Annotated in this window: 10 protein-coding genes and 1 pseudogene; 2 read left to right on the top strand and 9 right to left on the bottom strand. The window is 70.5% G+C overall.

What is annotated here, in order from left to right; genetic code table 11:
- Nucleotides 1-31 precede the first annotated feature (31 nt).
- The 6 genes and pseudogenes from FrCorBMG51_RS06760 to FrCorBMG51_RS06730 form a co-directional block, all read right to left on the bottom strand.
- Nucleotides 32-7,035 (bottom strand): annotated as a pseudogene (locus FrCorBMG51_RS06760) (SDR family NAD(P)-dependent oxidoreductase).
- 536 nt (nt 7,036-7,571) lie between these two features.
- Nucleotides 7,572-8,225 (bottom strand): SGNH/GDSL hydrolase family protein, encoded by a 654-nt coding sequence (locus FrCorBMG51_RS06750; protein ID WP_235433377.1) that lies wholly within the window; start codon nt 8,223-8,225, stop codon nt 7,572-7,574.
- Nucleotides 8,226-8,747: 522 nt separating this feature from the next.
- Nucleotides 8,748-9,272, bottom strand: a complete 525-nt coding sequence (locus FrCorBMG51_RS06745) for a PaaI family thioesterase (RefSeq protein ID WP_235433376.1) — start codon at nt 9,270-9,272, stop codon at nt 8,748-8,750.
- A 169-nt stretch (nt 9,273-9,441) separates the two neighbouring features.
- Nucleotides 9,442-10,668 carry an acyl-CoA dehydrogenase family protein gene (locus tag FrCorBMG51_RS06740; protein WP_086055293.1) on the bottom strand — a complete coding sequence of 409 codons (1,227 nt, stop codon included), beginning with the start codon at nt 10,666-10,668 and terminating at the stop codon, nt 9,442-9,444.
- A gap of 198 nt (nt 10,669-10,866) precedes the next feature.
- Nucleotides 10,867-12,105, bottom strand: coding sequence for an NAD(P)/FAD-dependent oxidoreductase (locus FrCorBMG51_RS06735; RefSeq protein WP_047222236.1), 1,239 nt, complete (start codon nt 12,103-12,105; stop codon nt 10,867-10,869).
- Nucleotides 12,106-12,368: 263 nt separating this feature from the next.
- A complete protein-coding gene (locus FrCorBMG51_RS06730) occupies nt 12,369-14,171 on the bottom strand; it encodes an AMP-dependent synthetase/ligase (RefSeq protein WP_047222235.1) in 1,803 nt (600 codons plus the stop codon).
- A gap of 541 nt (nt 14,172-14,712) precedes the next feature.
- Here FrCorBMG51_RS06730 and FrCorBMG51_RS06725 point away from each other — a divergent pair.
- Complete coding sequence (locus tag FrCorBMG51_RS06725) at nt 14,713-16,245, top strand: MFS transporter (RefSeq protein WP_047222234.1); 1,533 nt, start codon at nt 14,713-14,715, stop codon at nt 16,243-16,245.
- A 17-nt stretch (nt 16,246-16,262) separates the two neighbouring features.
- Here FrCorBMG51_RS06725 and FrCorBMG51_RS34520 read toward each other — a convergent pair whose 3' ends face one another.
- Nucleotides 16,263-16,451 (bottom strand): hypothetical protein, encoded by a 189-nt coding sequence (locus FrCorBMG51_RS34520; protein ID WP_047222233.1) that lies wholly within the window; start codon nt 16,449-16,451, stop codon nt 16,263-16,265.
- A gap of 589 nt (nt 16,452-17,040) precedes the next feature.
- Here FrCorBMG51_RS34520 and FrCorBMG51_RS06715 point away from each other — a divergent pair.
- Nucleotides 17,041-17,523, top strand: a complete 483-nt coding sequence (locus FrCorBMG51_RS06715; protein WP_043606559.1) for a PaaI family thioesterase — start codon at nt 17,041-17,043, stop codon at nt 17,521-17,523.
- Between the two features lie 42 nt (nt 17,524-17,565).
- Here FrCorBMG51_RS06715 and FrCorBMG51_RS06710 read toward each other — a convergent pair whose 3' ends face one another.
- Both FrCorBMG51_RS06710 and FrCorBMG51_RS06705 read right to left on the bottom strand, forming a co-directional pair.
- Nucleotides 17,566-18,231: an HAD family hydrolase gene (locus FrCorBMG51_RS06710; protein ID WP_047222276.1), complete on the bottom strand. Its 666-nt coding sequence runs from the start codon at nt 18,229-18,231 to the stop codon at nt 17,566-17,568.
- Nucleotides 18,232-18,318: 87 nt separating this feature from the next.
- Entirely contained in the window at nt 18,319-19,170 is an 852-nt protein-coding gene (locus tag FrCorBMG51_RS06705; RefSeq protein WP_047222232.1) for an MBL fold metallo-hydrolase, read from the bottom strand.
- Nucleotides 19,171-19,459 lie beyond the last annotated feature (289 nt).

The raw sequence follows: 19,459 nt of genomic DNA, 5'->3' as shown, positions 1-19,459 counted from the left end.
ACGGGGCCGGGGTGCGTCAGCGGTCGCACGGTCACGCCCCCTCCCCCGGCAGCCACCACCGCACGGCCGCGGCGAACTTCGCGGCCATGTCGGGGGTCCCGATCATCGACACGTCGCGCAGGCGCTGGAGCACGCGTCCGCCGGGGTCACTGGCGGTCACCGTCACCGTGATGGAGGACGCGGCGCGCCGGACGTCGTCCAGGACGACGACGAACGGCTCCCCGTCCGGCAGCGGGGCGAAGTACTCCCAGCGCCCGACGGCCAGCGGCAGGCAGGCCAGGCCCGTCAGCCACCGGCCCAGCACCGACGGCCCGTGCAGGAGGATGTCGGCGAGCACCGGGCTGTGCAGCGCGCCGGCGAACGCCCCGTCGGCGACGACCTGGTCGGCCAGCCGGCACTCCAGGACGACCCGGTCGTCGCTGCGCTGCAGGATGCGGCGGATGCCCTGCAGGGCCGGGCCGTGGAACAGGGTGCCCCCGGTGTAGATCTCCACGCCGTCCTCGGGACCGCTGCCCACCGCCTCGCCCGGCCGGCCCGGCGCGACCGGCGCGGCGGGCGGGGCCTCGGCCAGCACGAACGTGCCGACATAGTGCGAGACGGGCAGGGCGCTGCCGCTGCCGGCACCACTGCCAGCACCGCTGCCGGTACCGCCGGCGGCGGCACGGACGGCGGCCCGCACCGTCAGCCGGCCGTCCCGGGCTTCGGCCAGGGGCACCTCGACCTGGTACGCGCGGCTGTGCGCGCCGTCGAACACGATCCCCTTGTGCACCTCGAACCCGCTGGCTTCGATCACCTGAAGCCCCGGGTGGGCGCGTTCGAGCACGTTGACCAGCCAGCCGAGCCCGAACGTGGCGGGCAGGACCGGGGAGGCGTCGATGCGGTGCGCCTGGAGCACCTCGGTGTCCTCGATGCCGGTCAGCTCGCGGCGGGCCGTGAAGGCCCGGCCGGGACGCGGGCCGGTACCGTCGGTGAGCGCCTTGCGCTGGCCGACCAGCACACACACGTCGTCGACGCGCTCGGCGCCGAACTGCTCCACGAACATCCGCGCGCCCGTCGCCGGCGCCAGCAGCTCGACACCGCGGGCGTGGAAGAGCTCCCGCAGGTCGGCGGCGACCATCCCGCCGTCCCAGGCGCCCCAGTCGATGGCGGTGACATGACGGTCGGGATGCTCCCGCTTCAGGCTGGCCGCGACCCGGCACAGCGCCTCGTTCGCGGCGGCGTAGTCGGCCTGGCCGGCGTTGCCGAACAGCCCGGCCACCGAGGTGAACAGGACGACGTGGCGGATCGGCGCGCCGTCGAGCGCGTCCAGGACGTTGCGCAGACCGGCGAGCTTCGGGGTGAAGACCCGTCGGACGTCGTCGGGTGTCTTGGTGCGCACGAGCCCGTCCGCAAGGGTTCCCGCGCCGTGGACCACACCCGTGATCCGGTCACGGTGCGCCGCGAGCGCGTCCCGCACTGCGGCGGCATCGCCGACGTCCACCTGCAGGTAGCTGGCTGCCGCGGCGGATCCGCTGCCGGCCAGGGCGTCGAGCGTCGCGCGGATCTCGCGCTGGGCCTGGATGTCGCGCAGGACGGCGTCGACCTGCCGCGGCGTCGGCGGCCTGCCGCCACCGGCCCCCAGGGCGGCGATCGCCGCGCGCTTGAGGTCGGCGTCGGCCACACCCGCGGCCCAGTCGGGCTCCGCGGCAAGCGCCGTGCGCCCGAGCAGCAGGAACTCCACCTGGCTGTGCTCACCGAGCGCCCGCACACAGGACGCCGTGACCCCCCGCGCCCCGCCCGTCACCACGAACACGTCACCCGCGCCGACCGTGGGCGCCGACGGGACCGCACCGGTCGCCGCCACGCCCGTGCCGGCGACGGAGCCGGCCACGGGAGCGACGGTGGCGCCGGTGGCCACCGCGGTGGACGCCCGCGGCGACCCGTACGGCGCGGGGATCACGGTCCACCTGCGGCGGGCGGCGTCGACCCCCACCTCGAGGGTGTCCGTGGCCGCGTCCGCGATCTCGTCCAGCAGGACGGCGAGCGCGTCGTCGCCGCCGAGCTCAGGGTCGATGTCGAGCGCGCGGCAGAAGATCGACGGTTCCTCGTGGGCGAGCGTCTTGACCACACCGCCGACCCCGCCGAGCAGCGCCTCGGCGGCCCCGCGCCCGCCGCGATGACCGAGACCGCCGTCGAGGCGGGTGACGGTCACGAAGGCTGCGCGGTCACCGGAGCGGGCGGCCGTGGCCAGCGGCACGCTGGCATGCTTGGCCACCAGCACGGCGTCGGCAAGCTGCCGGACGCCATGGTCCCACGCGTCCTGCCGGACACTGTGATCCCCGGTGGTGTCCTGCCGGACACCGTGATCATCCGCGGTGTCGCTCCCCCCGAGAACGGTGAGGAAGAGGTCGATCCTGCCGGTCGCGCCCAGAGCGTCGGTGAGTGCCTCGGAGAGCCGGCGCTCGACGGCCTCGCCGTCCCAGGCGGCCAGGTCGGACGACCCGTCCCCGCCCGGGGCTGGCAGGCTCACCCGCGTCACCGTCCAGCCGGCCTCCTCAAGACCCGCCGCGAACGTCTCGTCCGCCTGCTCTGCGGGGTGGACGACGACGGCTACCGGGCCAGCCGGGTAGGGCTGTCCGATCCTGTCGACCGGGGGCAGTCCGACGATCTCGACGGGGTGCCGCGCGACCTGCTCGACGGGCGGGGCCTGCTCCTCGGCGGACGGGGCCGCGGGCGCCGCCGTGGCGGCCGCCCCGGTCGGGGCAGGCGCGGCGGCGCTCACCAGGAAATCGATGATGTGCTCCAGCGTCCGCAGCTCACCCAACAACTCCGGACCCACACTCGGCACCTGGGGAAAACGCTCCTGCACCGCCCCCAGAATCTGCACCCGCTTGATCGAGTCAACACCCAGATCCGCTTCCAGATCCATCCCGGTGTCAATCATCTCCGCCGGATAACCCGTCCGCTCCGCCACCACACCCACCAACGCCGACCGCAACAACCCCGCATCCACCGAACCAGCGGAAGCAGAGCCCGTGACGGCAGGAGCCGTGGAAACAGGAGCCGAAGCCACCGCGGACGAACCGGCGGCACTCACCAGGAAATCGATGATGTGCTCCAGCGTCCGCAGCTCACCCAACAACTCCGGACCCACACTCGGCACCTGGGGAAAACGCTCCTGCACCGCCCCCAGAATCTGCACCCGCTTGATCGAGTCAACACCCAGATCCGCTTCCAGATCCATCCCGGTGTCAATCATCTCCGCCGGATAACCCGTCCGCTCCGCCACCACACCCACCAACGCCGACCGCAACAACCCCGCATCCACCGAACCAGCGGACACAGCGGCGTCGACGGGAACGGGCGGCGCGGTGTCCGCCGGAGTCGGTGCGGGAGCCGCCGAGGCCGGGGCCGCTTCGGCCGACGGCACCGGAACCGGCACCGGTGCGGGAGCCGACACCGGTGCGGAGGCTGGGGCGAAGGCCGGGACCGGTGTCGGCGCGGAGGCCGGAGCCGGAGACGGCGCCGCGGCGATTTCCGTCCGGCGTGGCTGTTCCGGCAGGACCGGCAGCGGCGGAGCGGCCGGGCCGAAGGCCGCTGGTGCTGGTGCTGGGTAGCCGTTGACCGTCGGGGAGCGGTGCCCGCCGCGCTCGATCTCGGCCAGCGACGAGAGGATCTCGTTGGCGCGGATGTGCGCCTGCCCGATCGCCAGGCTCTGGTCCTTCACGCTCTCGACCGCCCGCGCGAGCCAGGCCCCGCCGCCCGCGTCCACACCGGGCTGCTGCTGGTGCAGGATCTCCACCAGTCCTTCGGTGACCTGCAACTGGCTTTCCAGATACCGGGAGTGCAGCGCCACATGCTGCGCGACCACGTCGTCGAGGCCGACGTCCTCTCCGGCATCGGCGCTGTGGGCGTGAGCCGCCGGTGGTTCGGCGACGCCGGCGGCTGGCGGCCACGCTGCCGCCGGCTGTACGGTCGCCAGCGACGTGGCTGGCGATGATGCGGCCGTCGATGGTGCGGCATGGTCGGCGGAGAGGACCGACAGGTCAGGGGTTGGCAGGTCACTCGGCACCGCCGCGTCCACCGGAACCTGCTGACCGGCCTGACGAGCGGCCTGGTGAGCGTCCGTGATGTCCGCGCCGATCCCCGCGCCGAGGCCGAAGCCGTTGTCACTGCCGACGTTGCCACCGCCGACCCCGTTGCCGCCGGCCCCGCCGACCCCGTTGGTGCTGGTGGCGGCCGGGGTGACGATCGACGCCCGGAAACCGTCGTTGAGCGCGGCCCGGTAGGCGGCACGGCGGGATTCCGGCACGTAGTCCGCCCCGTTCAGGGTCACGGCCATGCCCCGGGGTTTCAGCGCGACCCAGGCGGGGGCGTCGTGCCGGTTGACCCCACTGATCGGCGCGCCGAGAACCGCGAGTTGGACGGCGGCCTGCTTCAATGCGACGTCGCTGTCGCCGAGCGGGCCGGCGTCGGTCGGGACCGCGACGATGCCGGCGGCCTCGAGGGTCCGCCTGGCCAGCGCGGTCAGCACCTGCTTGGGGCCGAACTCGACGAACACGTTGCAGCCGTCGGCGCGGATGGCTTCGAGGGCCTGGACGAACTCGACCGGCTGGAGGAGCTGCTCGGTCAGCGCACGCCTGTTCGCCTCGACGTCCGGCCCGTACCGGACGCCCGCGGTGTTGGCGTAGACCGGCTGCCGCGGCTCGCCGATCCGCGCCGAGGAGACGGCGTGCCCGAACGCCTCGACGGCATGCGCCACATGGGAGGTGTGGAAGGCCGCGGAGACGGGCAGCAGCCGGGCGCCCAGCTGCCGCTGCTTGCACTCCTGGACGACCTCGCCGACCGCCTGGGTGTCCCCGCCGACGACCACCTGGTCCGGCGCGTTGTGATTGCAGATCACCACGTTCGGGAAGGCGCGGAGGATGTCGATGACCTGCTCCCGGGTGGCCTGGACGGCGGCCATGGTGCCCGGGTCGTGGTCGGGGTCCTCGGCGGGCGGGGCCATCGCCTCGCCGCGGGCGCGGGCGAGGCGGAAGAAGTCCGCGTCGTCGAGAGCGCCCGCGGCCCACAGCGCGGTGAGCTCCCCGAAGCTGTGCCCGAGGAATCCCGAGCAGCGCAGGCCCAGTTCGGCGAGGTAGCGGAACTGGCCGACCGAGATCGCTCCGATCGCCGGCTGGGCGTACTCGGTCCGGCGCAGCCGGCTTTCCTGCTCCTGCCGCAGCTCCGCGTCGAAGACCGGCGGCGGGTAGATGATCGCGCCCAGTCGGTGGTCGGCTCCGGCGAACGCCTCGTTCGCGTCGTCGACGGCCCCGGCCACGGTCGGGATGTTGAGCGCCGCTTCCAGGCCCATGTCCAGGTACTGGCTGCCCTGCCCGGCGAACAGCGCGCCCACCTTCAGGTCGGCCAGCGCCCGGGCGCGGAAGAACACCCCCGCCGGATGCGTCCACTGCTGCGCGTCCGGGGCGGCGGCGAGCTGCTCGACCGCCAGGGCGAGCAGGCGCTGGACGGTCTCGTCGTCCGCGGCGACGAAGCCGACCCGGGCGTGCTCCGCCGGGATCTGCGTGCTGTCGTCCGGTTCGGCACCGGACCGCAGCAGCTCCAGCAGGCTGGCCGTGTCGGCCGCGTGCCAGAGGTGGGCGCGGGCGGTGCGGTGCAGTGTCGTGGTGGCGCGGCGCTCGCCGGTGTGCTCCTCAAGGACGACGTGGAAGTTCGTCCCGCCGAAGCCCATCGCCGAGGCGGCGGCCCGGCGGACCGGCNGGCCCGGCGGACCGGCCGGTCCGGGTCGCGGATCCACGGCCGGGTCCGGGTGTTGACGTACAGCGGCCCGCCGGTGAAGTCGATCGCGCTGTTGGGATGCTCCACGTTGATCGTCGGCGGCAGCGTCCGGTGGTGCAGGGCGAGCGCGAGCTTCATCAGGCTCGCCGTGCCCGCGGCACCCTTGGTGTGGCCGATCTGCGACTTCACGCTGCCGACCGCGGCGAAGTGCCGCTCGCCGCTCGCCTCCGACAGCGCTTCGGTCAGCGCGGAGAGTTCGGTCCTGTCCCCCACCGCGGTGCCGGTGGCGTGCGCCTCGAACAGCTCGACGGACGCGGGCGAGCAGTCGGCGTCGGCGTAGGCGCGGGCCAGCGCCAGCCGCTGCCCTTCGGCGCGGGGCGCGTAGATGCTCTTGGACCGGCCGTCGCTGGACGAGCCGATGCCGCGGATGACCGCGTAGACACGGTTGCCGTCCCGCTCGGCGTCGGCGAGACGCTTCAGCGCGATCATGCCGATGCCCTCGCCGATGAGGGTGCCGTCGGCGGCGTCGTCGAACGGCCTGATCTGCCCGCTCTTCGACAGGGCCTGGGTCTTGCTGAAGCACATGTACCCGAAGATCGAGTTTTCGGTGTCGGCGCCACCGGCGATCATCATCTCGGCTCGGCCGTCGACCAGTTCGGCCACGGCCATCCGCAGGGCCGACAGCGACGCCGCGCAGGCCGCGTCCACCGTGCAGTTCATCCCGCCCAGCCCCAGGCGGTTGGCGACCCGGCCGGAGACCACGTTGGCCAGCAGGCCGGGGAAGGAGTTCTCCTCCCACGGCGCGAACGCCTGGACGTACTTGGCTGCGATGGCCTCGGCGTCGGCGGCGGTGAGCCCGCAGCTACGGACCACTTCCTTCAGGACGGGGGTCGACAGCCGGGCCGCCAGCGGATGCATCAGCGGGACCGGCCCGGTGACCCCCAGGACAACCCCCGTACGGGTGGCGTCGTACCAGTCGGAGTCGGTCGCGCCCGCGTCGCGCAGCAGGTCCCGGGCCACGATCAGGCTCAGTGTCTGCATGACGCTGGTGACCTCGAGCTGGTTCGGCGGGATGCCGAACTCCAGCGGGTCGAAGTCGACGTCGGGGATGAAGCCGCCGCGGCGCGAGTAGGTCATGTCCGGGACGGTCGGGTCGGGGTCGTAGTAGTCGTCGAGGTTCCACCGGCTCGCCGGGACGTCCTGTGTGCAGTCCGTCGCGTCGACGATGTTCTGCCAGTACTCCCGGTAGTTGTAGGCGTTCGGGAAGAGACCGGCCATACCGACTATCGCGATCGGGTTGTCGGCCAGGCGCCGTTGCGCCAGCGTGTCGCCGCTCACCGTTTTCCTCTCCTGAGCTTTCCTTGAGCTTTGTCGCAGCGGATGGTCCCGACCTTTTCCGCGGCCCGGGCCGCGCGTTTCCGGGTCTTGTCCTCCTCGGTCTTGTCCTCCCCGGTCTCGTGCTCCCGGACCCGACGGTCCCGGGCGGCCGCCGGCGGATGTTTCGGAACCGGCGTGTTCCGCCGGCCCGCCCGGTGCTCACAGGCACACGAAAGAGCCGGGACGGGGAGCCAGCGGTGCTGGTTCCCCACTCGGCCGTGCCACGCGGCGGCCCGGGAACCCGGGCCGGTCGGACCTTCTGGATCGGCGTGCGGACATCCGCGACCGGCGGCCGGCCGGCGCGGGAAAAACCGTGATCGTGCCTGTTCTGCCGTTCTGCCGCGCCGGCCGTCCTGGCATTTCTGGTGGCCTGGTATTTCTGGTGGCCTGATATTTCTGGTGGCGTAGTATTTCGGGTGGCCTGTATTCAGGCTGGTCTAGTACGACAGTGGTCCGGCACCAGCGCCGGCGAACGGGGACGCCGTGGGCAGCGGCACCATTCCGGTGGCCAGGGCGACGAGGTCCGCCATGGCCTCGGCGAAGCGCTGGTGGCCGACGGGGCTCGGATGCAGGCCGTCGGCCGACCACATGGCCGGGTCCGCCCATTCCCGGCCGTCGACGACGTCCAGGCAGAGCGCGCCGGTACGCGCGGAGATCTCCCGCAGGTGCTCGTTCGCCTCGGCGAAACGGCCCCGCAGGAGCTCCTGGAAGGACGCCGGCAACGGGAGGTTACGGGGGATGTCCGCGTAGGTCGCGGTGAACATCACCGTGTCCGGGCCGGACAGTGTCGTGAATATCGACTCGAGATTCCGCCGGAAGCGGGCCGCGTCGTAGTCCCGGATCAGGTCGTTGACCCCGGCCACGAACCCGATCAGCGGGGCCTTGTTCACCAGCGCGACCCGAAGCTGCCGGTCGACCACGTCCTGGGTGGTCGCGTCGAAGGTCCCCAGGTTGAGGCAGCCACCGCTCGGGATCCCGAACATCTCGGCGAACCGGGGCACCCAGCCGCGGTACGTCCCGTCCGGGGCGGGGTCGCCCCGGCCCTCGACGAAACTGTCACCGACGACCGTCATCCGCGCTTTCGCCATCATGTTCCCCGATCCATCCCGAGCTGCCCGCGAAAAGATTTCCTGAGTTGGACGCCAGCCCACCCGCCCGTGAAATAGTCACACATTGTTCACGTCCCTGTCATTTTATCCGGCAGGTGTCGGCACGGGCATTCGCCAGCAAGCTTCCTCTCAATTGTGCGGAACATCCGAAAGAACGGTCAACGCCAATCCCGGATACCTATTGCCCGATCGGAGCGGGCGATCGACGGTACTCGCGGGAAAAACAGATGCCCGTTCCGAGATTTCTTGACGCATTCCGGCGGAGTTCACCGCCCGGCGGGATCCGCCATGCCCGCCGACGCGCCGGATCCGACGGCGGAGAAACCATCCGCGCGAGACGCCCCGACAACCGGATGCCGGCCGCGGCCAACGGCCGTGGACGGCCCGGAAACGGCCCGGGGACGGTCGTTCCAGGCTGCCTCCCGAGCGCGCCGGGAACATCGTCGTGCGCTCTTCGGGCTGTCTGGGTACCAGTGTTCGTACGCGGTGCCGACGGAACCCCGGTCAGCTCGCCGCGATGCTGCAGGCGTAGTCGAAGCGGAACTTGGCCACCAGCACGTCGGCGTCGTCATAGAGCAGTGCCTTGCCGTCCAGGTCGAACTGTTCCGCGGCGGTGCTGGCCAGGACCCGCCGTGCCTCTCTTTCGTCCACGGTGGCGATCGCGCGGACCCGGCCGACGGCCGGCTTCCGGAAGGTCGACCGCGCGTCCCGGACCACCGTGTACTCGACCCGGGCGAGGCGCGGTGCCAGCGCGCCGGCCAGGGCGGCGGCCCCGGCGATGTCCGCGGCCAGGAAGAGCGCGCCGGCATGCACCGTACCCAGATGATTGGTGAGGTTCCGGTCCGCCGGAATCTCGACGACCGCGCGGTCCGGCCCCACCTCGGTGATATCGACCCCGACGAATCTGCCGAAGGGCACGAGCGAGTTCGTGATCTCACGAATTCGCTCGTAGTCGACAGCTCCGCTGGTGGCCTCGCTGAATATCGCGTACCCGGTCCGGGCGGGCGAAACCCGCGTGTCACTAGTCACGTCTGCCATCCCAACACTGTTTTCCTACCGGCCCGTGAACAGGCGCCGAACCGGTTACCGGAAGCGGCGGAAAAAGAGGTGAAGTCACCGTGCGGGCAGGAGCGCGCGGGGCGGGAGAGAAGACGCCCGCGCCACCGGCTGTCCGCGCCACCGGCGATGTCGACCGGCCTCATCGGTGAGCGCGCAGCACCCGGCGGGCGATGGACCAGCGCAGCACTTCGGACGGGCCCTCGTAGATCCGGAAACCCCGCGCCTCGACAAGAAAGCGGGCGACCAGTTCGTCCTCGCACACACCGAGCCCGCCGTAGAGCTGGACCACGCGGTCGAGCACCCGCCAGACCGCCTCCGACACGAAGGTCTTGGTGATCGCGGACGCGTGGCGCGCGGCGCCGCTGAGCGCGCCACGCTCGTCGATCACGGCGGCTGTCGAGTGGACGAGCGCCCGGGCGGCCGTGATGTCGATCTCGTTGTCGGCGACGTGGGCCTGGGCCATCCCGTGGGCGGCGACCGCCGCCCCGAACGCCTCGCGGCCGACGATCCGCGCCGCCGCCATCTCGTGCGCCCGCACGGCCACCCCCAGCCAGCTCATCGAGAACATGATGCGGGAGGGCGCCAGCCGCGCCTGGATCTGCTCGAAGCCCTTCCCGACCTCGCCGAGCACGGCGTCGTCGGGTACGAAGCAGTCGTCGAAGGTCACTTCGCAGTGGCCGCCCGGAGCGCTGTGGTCCAGCGTCGGCATGCGGCGGCCGACGGTGAGCCCCGGGTTGTCCTGGTCCACCAGGAAGATGGTCGCGCCGCCGCCGGCGGTGGCGGCCATGCAGATACTGAACGCCGCCCCGTCGGCTCCGGTGACGAAGTGCTTCACTCCGTTGATCTTCCAGCCGCCGGGGGCCTTCTCGGCGGCCGTGCGCAGCATCGTGAGATCCGACCCCGCCCCCGGGGACGGTTCGGACACCGCGAGGGACGAGCGGATCTCACCGCGCGCCAACGGTTCCAGGTACCGCCGCGCCTGTTCGGCGGTGGCGAGGTGGGCGAGCAGGTGGATGTTGCCGTCGTCCGGGGCGGACGCGTTCACCGCGATCGGGCCGATCAGGCTCGCGCCGGCGGCCTCCAGCACGTGCGCCAGGGCACGGGTGTCGAGGCCGAGCCCGCCGTAGGCCACCGGCGACAGCGGGCCGAAGACCCCGGCCTGACGTGCCTCCTCCTGCAGCCGCACCCGCAGCGCGTCGTCCATCGGGCGCCCGCTGACGATGATCTCCCGCTCGACCGGGAAGACATGTTCCTGGACGAACGCCTTCGTGCGTTCGGCGATTCGCCGCGGGCCGTCGCCCGCGCTGGGCGCGGCGGGCGCGCTGCCCGTGGCGGACTCGGTGAGTGCGCTGGGTGCGGCGTTCACGGCTGGGCACGCTCCTGGTCTGTGTCGGCGCCGCAGCCGCGCAGGGGCGGCGGGCGGCGCGTTCGTCCTCCTGCCGCGCCGCCCGGTTCACCGGCTCCCCGCTCCCCTGACCCCCGGTACCAGGGCACCTGGTGATCGAGAAGCGGGGCAGGTGCGGAACAATACAGGCGGATGTCGGCAGATATGGGCGAGAAGCGGTCAGGCGGCCGTGAGCAGCCGCTTGTCCCGCGGCGTCCCAACCTCTTCGTAGAGCTTCTCCAGGTTCTCCGGAGCGAAGAACTCCTCGCTGTGGATACCCCCGCCTATCATCCCGTAGAACTTCTTCGTGTATTCGGGGCTCTGGCTCGCGGCGCGCAGTACCGAGTCGAAGAAGGGGGGCAGGGGAAGGAGTTCGGAGATCATACACGTGAACTCGAAGGTGCTCTTGCTCCGCTCGTCGCGGAGCCTGGCGTACTCCGCCACCGCGTCGTCGATCGGACGCTCGCCGGCCAGCCCCTCGTGCAGGTGGTCCGCCAGGAGCTGGGCGTACACGAAGGCGTCGGTGATTCCCCAGCCGGTGAACGGGTCCTTGTGGTATCCGGCGTCCCCCACCAGCGCCCAGCCCGGCCCGTTGGAGCGGCGGTAGTAGTTGTCCGGGTAACGCATCACCCGGAAGTTCTCCTCCCGCTTCCCCTTGGCCCGCAGTTCCTCGCCGAGTTCGGGGACGACCTCGTCGTACACCGCGTGGAAGTTGTTCTCCACGTCGGTGCGGAACGCGCTGAAGTGCTCCCGCCGGCGCAGCAGGGACAGCAGGTTCAGACCGTCGTTGGTCGGCCACGTGCCTATCTGCTGCTCGTTGAAGCCGGTCCGGTGCTGGAAGGTCCAGTCCAGGCCACTGAAATACGAGTAGTAGACGAAGCAGCTCGCCGGGACCACCCGGTAGAAGTCAGCCCCGACCTTGTCCGCGATCGTCGAGTTCCGGCCGTCCGCGCCGACGACGAACGACCCGCGGAACTCCTGCGCCGGCCCGTCGCCGAGCTGGCCCCGGATACCGGCCGCCCGGCCGTCCTCGAAGATCACATCCTGGACGGTGAACCCCTCGAGGACCTCTGCGCCGGCCGCGCGCGCCGCGTCGACGAGAATGCTGTCCAGGACGGTGCGCCGTGGGGAGTAGACCTCGGTGATGCCCTCGATCGGGTCGGCGAAGCCCTCGATGTGAATGCCAGTGTAGGACATGATCAGATTTCTTATCGGCGGGACGCCCGACGCCGCGAGGCGGTCGAGCAGGCCCCAGTCCCGCAGCCGGGCAAGGCCGGTCTGGTGAATGTAGTGCGTCGAGACGGTGTCACTCGGGAAGGTTGCCCGATCGACGACAAGGACCCGGTGGCCTCGCCTGGCGAGCAGCAGCGCCAGAGGTGAACCGGCGCAGCGCGCACCGACAACGATGACGTCGTACATGAGTAGTGTGCTCCTGTCGTGAACCCGGCGAAGCCCGCGGTGATATTACACACGGCAGTGGTACGAATCGATTTTCCACAACTGTCGGAACGAGAGTCAACAGCTACTGCCGAGACACATCGTCCGATTGGACGACACAATCAACCCATAATCCGGGAACGGTACGGAAGAATGCCCGAAAAAATACGTGGAGAATTCTCCACCAGTTCACCGGACGGTGGGAGGAGGGAGCGGGAGGAGGGGGAGGAGGAAGGAAGAAGCGGTCAGCCGTACACCGCCGCGATGTCCGCGGCGAATTCGGCCTCGATGACGTTACGGCGCAGCTTCATCGATGGCGTCAGATGCCCGGCGGCCACGGTGAAGTCGCTCGCGAGCACCCGGAACGCCCGGATCGACTCGGCGCGCGAGACCAGGCTGTTCGCGTCGTCCACCGCGGTCTGGATCTCCGCGAGCAGCTCGGGGTCGTGGCTCCAGGAGTCGTCGTCGGCGGCAAGCCCTCGGCTCGCCTTCCAGCCGGCGAGCGCGGCGGGGTCGATCGTCACCAGCGCGCTGACGAAGGGCCGCCCGTCACCCACCACCATGCAGTTGCTCACCAGCGGATGCAGCCGGACGCGGTCCTCCAACGGAGCGGGCGCGACGTTCTTGCCACCGCTGGTGACCAGGATCTCCTTGCGGCGGCCCGTGATGTAGAGGAAGCCGTCGTCGTCCAGCCGGCCGAGGTCGCCGGTGTGCAGCCACGGGCCCTCACCGCCCTGTGTCGCGTCCCGGTCGGTGGGCTGCGGGCTTCCCTTCCAGTACCCCGGCGAGACGTTGAGGCCGCGGATGAGCAGCTCGCTGTCGTCCGCGATCGCCACCGTGGTGCCCGGGATCGGGCGCCCGGTGCTGCCCATCCGGTTGGTGGCCGGGACGTTCACCGTCACCGCCGTCGCGGCCTCGGTCAGCCCGTAGCAGTTGAGAATCCGCACCCCCACTCCGCCGTAGAAGGCCGCGGTCGAGTCGTCGAGCGACGCGCCGCCGCAGATCACATCCTGGAAACGGCCACCGAAGGAGGCCCGTACCCGGCTGTAGACCCGCTCGTCGAACACGGCGTGCGCGGCGCGCAGGCCGTCGTCGACCGGCAGCCCGCGCGCGCTGGCGAGGCCGAACTCGATCGCGACCCGCTCCGCCTCGGCGTCGACCACGCCGGCCCCGCCGGCCGCGGGCACGCGTACCCGCTTGCGGATCTTCTCCAACGCGTACGGCACGAGCGCGAGGAAGCTCGGCCGGAACACCGGGAACTGCCCGATCAGCTCCGGGATGCCCGCCACCAGACCGGTCCGGGTGCCCCCGTACAGGCAGGCGATGAGGATCGTCCGGCCGAAGACGTGCGACAGTGGCAGGCCCAGCAGGGTCGCCGCCTGCTCTCCGTCGGCGGTGCGGAAGAGGTCACCGGTGTGTTCGACGGTGTTGGCGGAGGACGCGTACAGGTTGCGGTGGGTGAGCATGCATCCCTTGGGCATGCCGGTGGTGCCGCTGGTGTAGACGATCGTCGCGAGGTCGTCGGCGCGCACCTTGGCGCGGCGCTCGTCGAACTCGGCGTCCCAGGGCCCGTCCTGGTCGGCGTCCCGCCAGGCCCAGACCGCCGCCAGCGGCCAGGCGCCGACGCGCAGGGCCGCCCCGCCGATCCGGTCGAGCTGGACCCGCTGTTCCTCGGTCTCGGTGAAGCACCAGTTCGCCGCGGAGTCGACCAGCAGGTGGCGCACCTGCTGCTCGGATGCCGTCGGATAGATCGGGACCGTGACCGCGCCGATGCTGAGCACCGCGAAGTCCACCACGGCCCACTCGTAACTGGTCCGTCCCAGCACAGCCACTCGGTCACCGTGCGCGACCCCGTGCGCCAGCAGCACCTTGGCGACGGCCCGGACGTGGTCGGCGAACTGCCGGTAGCTGGCGTCCTGCCAGCCGGCGGCGTTCTGCCAGCTCAGCACCGGGCGGTCCGGGGCCAGCCGGACGCCCTCGTCCAGGATGAGGGAGAGGCCCCGATCCCCGGGAAGAACGACACCGTCCCCGGACTTGTACTGCTGCATATCAACCACCTACTCGCGGCGACGATTTCCGATGTCGAGAAACGAGAACTCACCGGCGACGTCGGGATGCGGACGGGCATGAATACGAAGAAAATCCCCGACGAACACCACCACGAAAGCCGCCACAAAAACTTCGCCCGTTCACAGCACTCCCGTGGCCGGCCGGTTGGACGACGGATCGGGAACCTGGGGCCGGGCATCGGCGGGCACCTCAGTAGTGTGTGAACCTGCCGGGACGGTGTCAACGTCGATTTGGCAGACACAATCGCCCGATCGGCGGAGACGATCGGTAGGGACGACGGCGACGTATTCTCTTGGCCAGCCATTTTGCGAACATTTACCGGAACGTTGCCGTGACGTTTACCACCTGGCAATCTCGACTCGTCCGCGCACACACGGATATTACACTGGCGGAACAGCTTCGCGCACGTACGACCAGCCACGAAAAATGTCGGATCTTATCGTACGACCGATTTCTGGAACCCACCGCGAGTGCCGCATGCCACACGTCATGAGATGACCACCGGCAGGGGATGTTTTCATGAGGCCAGACGGAACACCCGCTTCGACGTCGCGCCGCGACAGTCCTTCGATCCGGCTCGCGCTCGTCTGCGTGGCGACCTTCGTGGTCTATCTGGACGCCAGCATCACTCCGGTCGCCGTGCCGGCGATCCGCGCCGATCTCCACGCCGACGTCACCGCCGCCCAGTGGCTCCTGGACGCCTACACCCTGGGCTTTGCCTGCCTGCTGCTGACCGCGGGATCAGTCGGCGATCGTTTCGGTCGCAAGGCGACCCTGCTGACCGGAACCGCCGGCTTCACAGCCTGCTCGGTGGCCTGCGCGCTCGCCCCGAGCCCGGGAATACTGATCGCCGCGCGCGGCGGCCAGGGCGTGTTCGCGGCAGCGGTCGTACCGCTGTCGCTCGCGGTCACCGCCGAACTGTTCGCGGACCCGAGGCAACGGACCCGTGCCATCGGCGTGTGGGGTGGCGTCGCCGGTACGGCGGTGGCACTCGGACCGATCATCGGTGGGCTGCTGGTCCAGACCGCCGGCTGGGAGAGCATGTTCTGGATCAATCTACCGATCGGCGTGGTGGCGCTCGCCGGCCTGTCCTGGACCCTGCCCTCGTCCCCTCCCCGCCGGCCGTCCCCGTCCCCGAACGGCCGGGCCGTCGACGAACGCCACGACGGCCTGCCCGGCACGGCACCGGCCGGTGGCGTCCGGAAAGACCGGGAAGCCGCCAGCCGGCCGGACACCGTGGGGCAGACGCTGTTCGTGCTCGGTAGCGGATCACTGACGTTCGCGATGATCGAAAGTGGCCGCTTCGGCTGGTCTTCGCCGGTCATCCTCGGGCTCCTGCTCGGCAGCGCCGTGATCCTGACGCTCTTCGTGCGGTGGGAGATCCGCTGCTCACACCCGATGCTCCCGCCGCGCCTGTTGCGCGTTCCCGCGGTCGCCGTGGCCTGCGTCGTGAACTTCCTCGGCCTGTTCGGCATGTACGCGGTGCTGTTCCTGCTGACCGTGTACCTCCAGGAGACCCGGCACCTGTCACCGGTGGAAACCGGGGTGCGTTTCCTGGCGCTCACCGGGTTCCTCGGCGTGGCCTCGATGGGCGCGGCAGCCGTGGTGGCCCGGCTCGGGACCCGCACGACCATGCTCCTGGGCCTGCTCCTCGTGGCGGCCGGGCTCGGCGGACTCACCCTCGTCGAGGACGCGGGCGGCTATTTCACCTACGGATGGGCGCTGGTGCTGCTCGGCGCCGGCATACCCCTGTCCAGCGGTGTGGTCGCGATCCAGGCGATGATGAGCGCGGTACCGGCCGATCTCGCCGGTACCGCGTCCGGCGCGATGAACACGTTCCGGCAGTTCGGGGCCGTCTTCGGGGTGGCGCTCGCGGGTGTCCTCTCGCCACAGCGGGGTGATGCCGTCACCTCGATGAACGTCACCTTCATCGTCGCCGCGGCCGGGGCGCTGGCCGGTGCCGTCGTGACGGTGATCGTGCTACGCGAACGGGGCGATCACGCCAGCCGGGCCATACCCACGGCGGAGCCACAGCAGCCAAGCGTCGCGTAACCTCAACCAGCCCACCGTCACCGGCCTGCCGTCAGGGATTTCCGTTCCACCTGTAAGGCCCACCTGTTACGCAACGCGATCACCCGTACCACCGCGGCAGCGGAGATCGTCGGTGTGCGAGCCTGCTCGTACACGCACTGCACGACCAGGCTCGGCAGTTCTACCTGCATTTCGGGTTCGAACCGTCTCCCACCCACCCGCTCCATCTGTTCCTTCTGATGAAGGATGCCCGGGCTCTGACCAGAGGCGACACATCCGGGTAGCCGGCCTTGTCGGGTAGCGAACGGGCACCCACGGCACCCGGCCGGTTCGACTGCCGGCTCACGGCGGCGGAACCTGTCGACACCAACGAGACGAAATCTTGTAAAAGCTACCGAGTGTTCTGCTCTGGGGCGTCGCCCGGCTGCCCGGCTGCCTGCGACGGCGGGTTGATCCAGGCAGGTGCGGGTAGCGCCGGCTGGGCCGGTGACCGGCGCCGGCCGGCACAGCCAGGAATATCCCGCCGGCCGAACAGCCGTCCATGCCGCTTTCCGGACAGTTCCGTTCCCGGAAATGAAAATCCGGGAAAATGGAAAAGCTCGTTCACCCACCGTGGGGCAACAGAACGTTCACCAGCGGTCCACCGTTCCGTGGTCCTGTTCCAGCGGATATCGGCGTATCGTCCGGTGACGAGCGTCCCGGGTGCGGGACGAGCCGGGGCCGCATGCGGGTGGCGTGCAGAATATCGCGGCCGGCAACACGGCAACTGGAGCCCCGGGAGACAAGAGCACGGCGGGAGACAAAGGAGGCGAGTCCGTGCAGGTGAACGGAACGCGGGAGGAGTCCGCCGCGCAGAACCGCATTCGGGAACTACGGCAGCTGCTGGATTACGGTCTACAGGCCGGAATCGGGGTCGGCCACTCACTCGGTATCACCCTCGAGTCGGTGGACGAGGGCCGGACGGTCTACACGCTCGCGCCCTCACCGGCCACGGCCAACGCGATGTACACCGTGCACGGCGGAGTTCTCGCGACCCTCATGGACACCGCCATGGGGAGCGCGGTCTTCACCAGGCTCCCCGACGGGATTCTTTACACCACGCTCGAGCTGAAGGTCAATTTCGTCCGGTCGGTGAAACTGGACGCGGACCAGCTCACCTGTGAGGGCCTGGCGATCCACGTCGGCAGACGGACCGCGCTCGCGGAAGCGCGCGTCACCGACCCCGCCGGAAAGCTGATAGCCCACGGAACGAGCACCTGCCTGCTGCAGCCCGTGGACACAGCCCGAAACGCGCAGTAGCCGACTGTCCACCCTGCCCCGGTGCGGGTGGGACACCTACCGTCACAATCGCGCCAGGTGCTCCAGGGTCTGTTCCGGCGAGCTGTGCAGGATCGTCTGCCAGCCGCGGGCCTGGGCGGCGGCGCAGTTGACCGGTGTGTCGTCGATGAGCAGGCACTGCCGGGGCGCCACGCCGAAGGCGTCCTCAGCCGTCTGGTAGATCTCCGGGTCGGGCTTGCGGAGCCCGATCTCGTGGGAGTTGATGGTCACCTCGAACACGCCCGCGTCGGGCATCAGCGCCGCGCGGTGCGGTTCCCACTCGGCCACGCTGTTCGTCAGCAGCCCCACCCGCAGCCCGCGGCGCCGGCAGTCGGCCAAACAGCCGAGCAGGGCGTTGTTCATCCGCCGCCCCTCGTACCAGTGGTCGCCGAAACGGGTCAGGTCGACCCGTGGCGTCCACTCCGGGGCAAGCGCCGCGGTGACCCGCAGGCCCCACTCGTGTTGCGTCATCAGCCCGCGTTCCAGCGGTTCGATCATCCGCATGCCGCGCTCGCCGGCGACGGCGTCGATGGCCGACCGCAGGGCCGCGGCCGGCACCCCCGCCGCGGCCACGAACCGGTCGAACGCCTCCGGGATGGGGGAGGTCAGCACACCGCCGAAATCGCACCACACCACCGAGATCTCCACCGGCGACGGGCGCCAGCCGACGGACCGGGCATCGTCAGCCACGTCCGCCTCCCGGGACATCGGCCGGAGGCGCAGCGGCCGGCAGTACGGGCTGGCCGGCGCGGGGCCGGCCGCGGGCGGTCCCGGGAATCATCCGAGAATGCCCCCGGGAATCCACGTGTCGAACCGGGCGGCCGGCGCCGCAATGTGCACCGGGCCGGCGAAGACCTGGCGGGCATCGGCCTGCCGGGCCGCCAGCCACCGCGAGTCGGCGGAGATGAAATGGGTCAGGACGAGTTGCCCGGCGTCTGCCTCGGCCGCCGCGGTACCGGCGTCGGTGGCGCACAGATGACCGTGCGGCCCGTTGTCGGCGAGCTCCAGGGTGGCTTCGGCCAACAACAGGTCCACGTCGCGGGCCAGGGGGATCAACGCGTCGGTCCAACCGGTGTCGCCGGTGTAGGCGAGGCTGCCCGTCGGGCCGTCCAGCCGGACACCGCAGTTGGGGATGGCGTGCCGCAGCGCGTGCATGCTGATCGTGCAGTCACCCACCGTGAAACTCTCGCCCGGGACGTACTCCCGTACGTCAAAGGCGAGGTCGAACGCCCTGTCCAGCAGCGGAATGGTCGCCACCGGAAAAAGCTCCGCGAGCTTCCGCAGGGTCGCGCGCCCACCGGCCGGCACATAGAGCGGAATCGGCGTGAGCGGGGCGGCGTCAGCGGCGTCCCGGATCTCCGGCAGGGTGGGGAAGGACGCGCCATACCGCGCATGCCGGCTCAGGAGAGTTTTTCCGATCGGCAGCAGATCGTAGCAGTGGTCCAGGTGGAAATGACTGATCACTACCGCGTCCAACATTTTTGGATGCCCTATCGAGCTGAGCGCCAGCGCCACACCGGGACCGCAGTCCAGCAGGATCCTGGTGCTGTCAGTGCTCACGAGATAACCCGAACTGCCCTGGCCACCGGAAGGCATTCCCGAACGGCAGCCGAGGACGGTGAGATGCATCTGTGGAATATCCGATCTTCTGAAATACCGGAATCCAGGGACCCCGGAGTACTGGTGTGGTGTGGTGCGCCGAGGCGCTCCGACGGCGCGGTGCGTGGATCTTCGTGATGCCGTCGGGGAACTTTGGAGTTTGGGAATTGGGGGCGCACGGTTCCCCCGGTTCCAGCGATGTTGCTGGCAGCCCGCGGCCCTGGCAACGAGTAACTTTCAGACGTACGATTACGAACGCTTATCGTCACTGCTCACGGCCTTCGTCCGGCCTTCGTCGCCGCTCAGCAGGCCGGGTGTG

It is taken from the genome of Protofrankia coriariae (assembly GCF_001017755.1).
Classification (GTDB): Bacteria; Actinomycetota; Actinomycetes; order Frankiales; family Frankiaceae; genus Protofrankia; species Protofrankia coriariae.
This window is presented reverse-complemented; position numbering and strand designations above follow the sequence as displayed.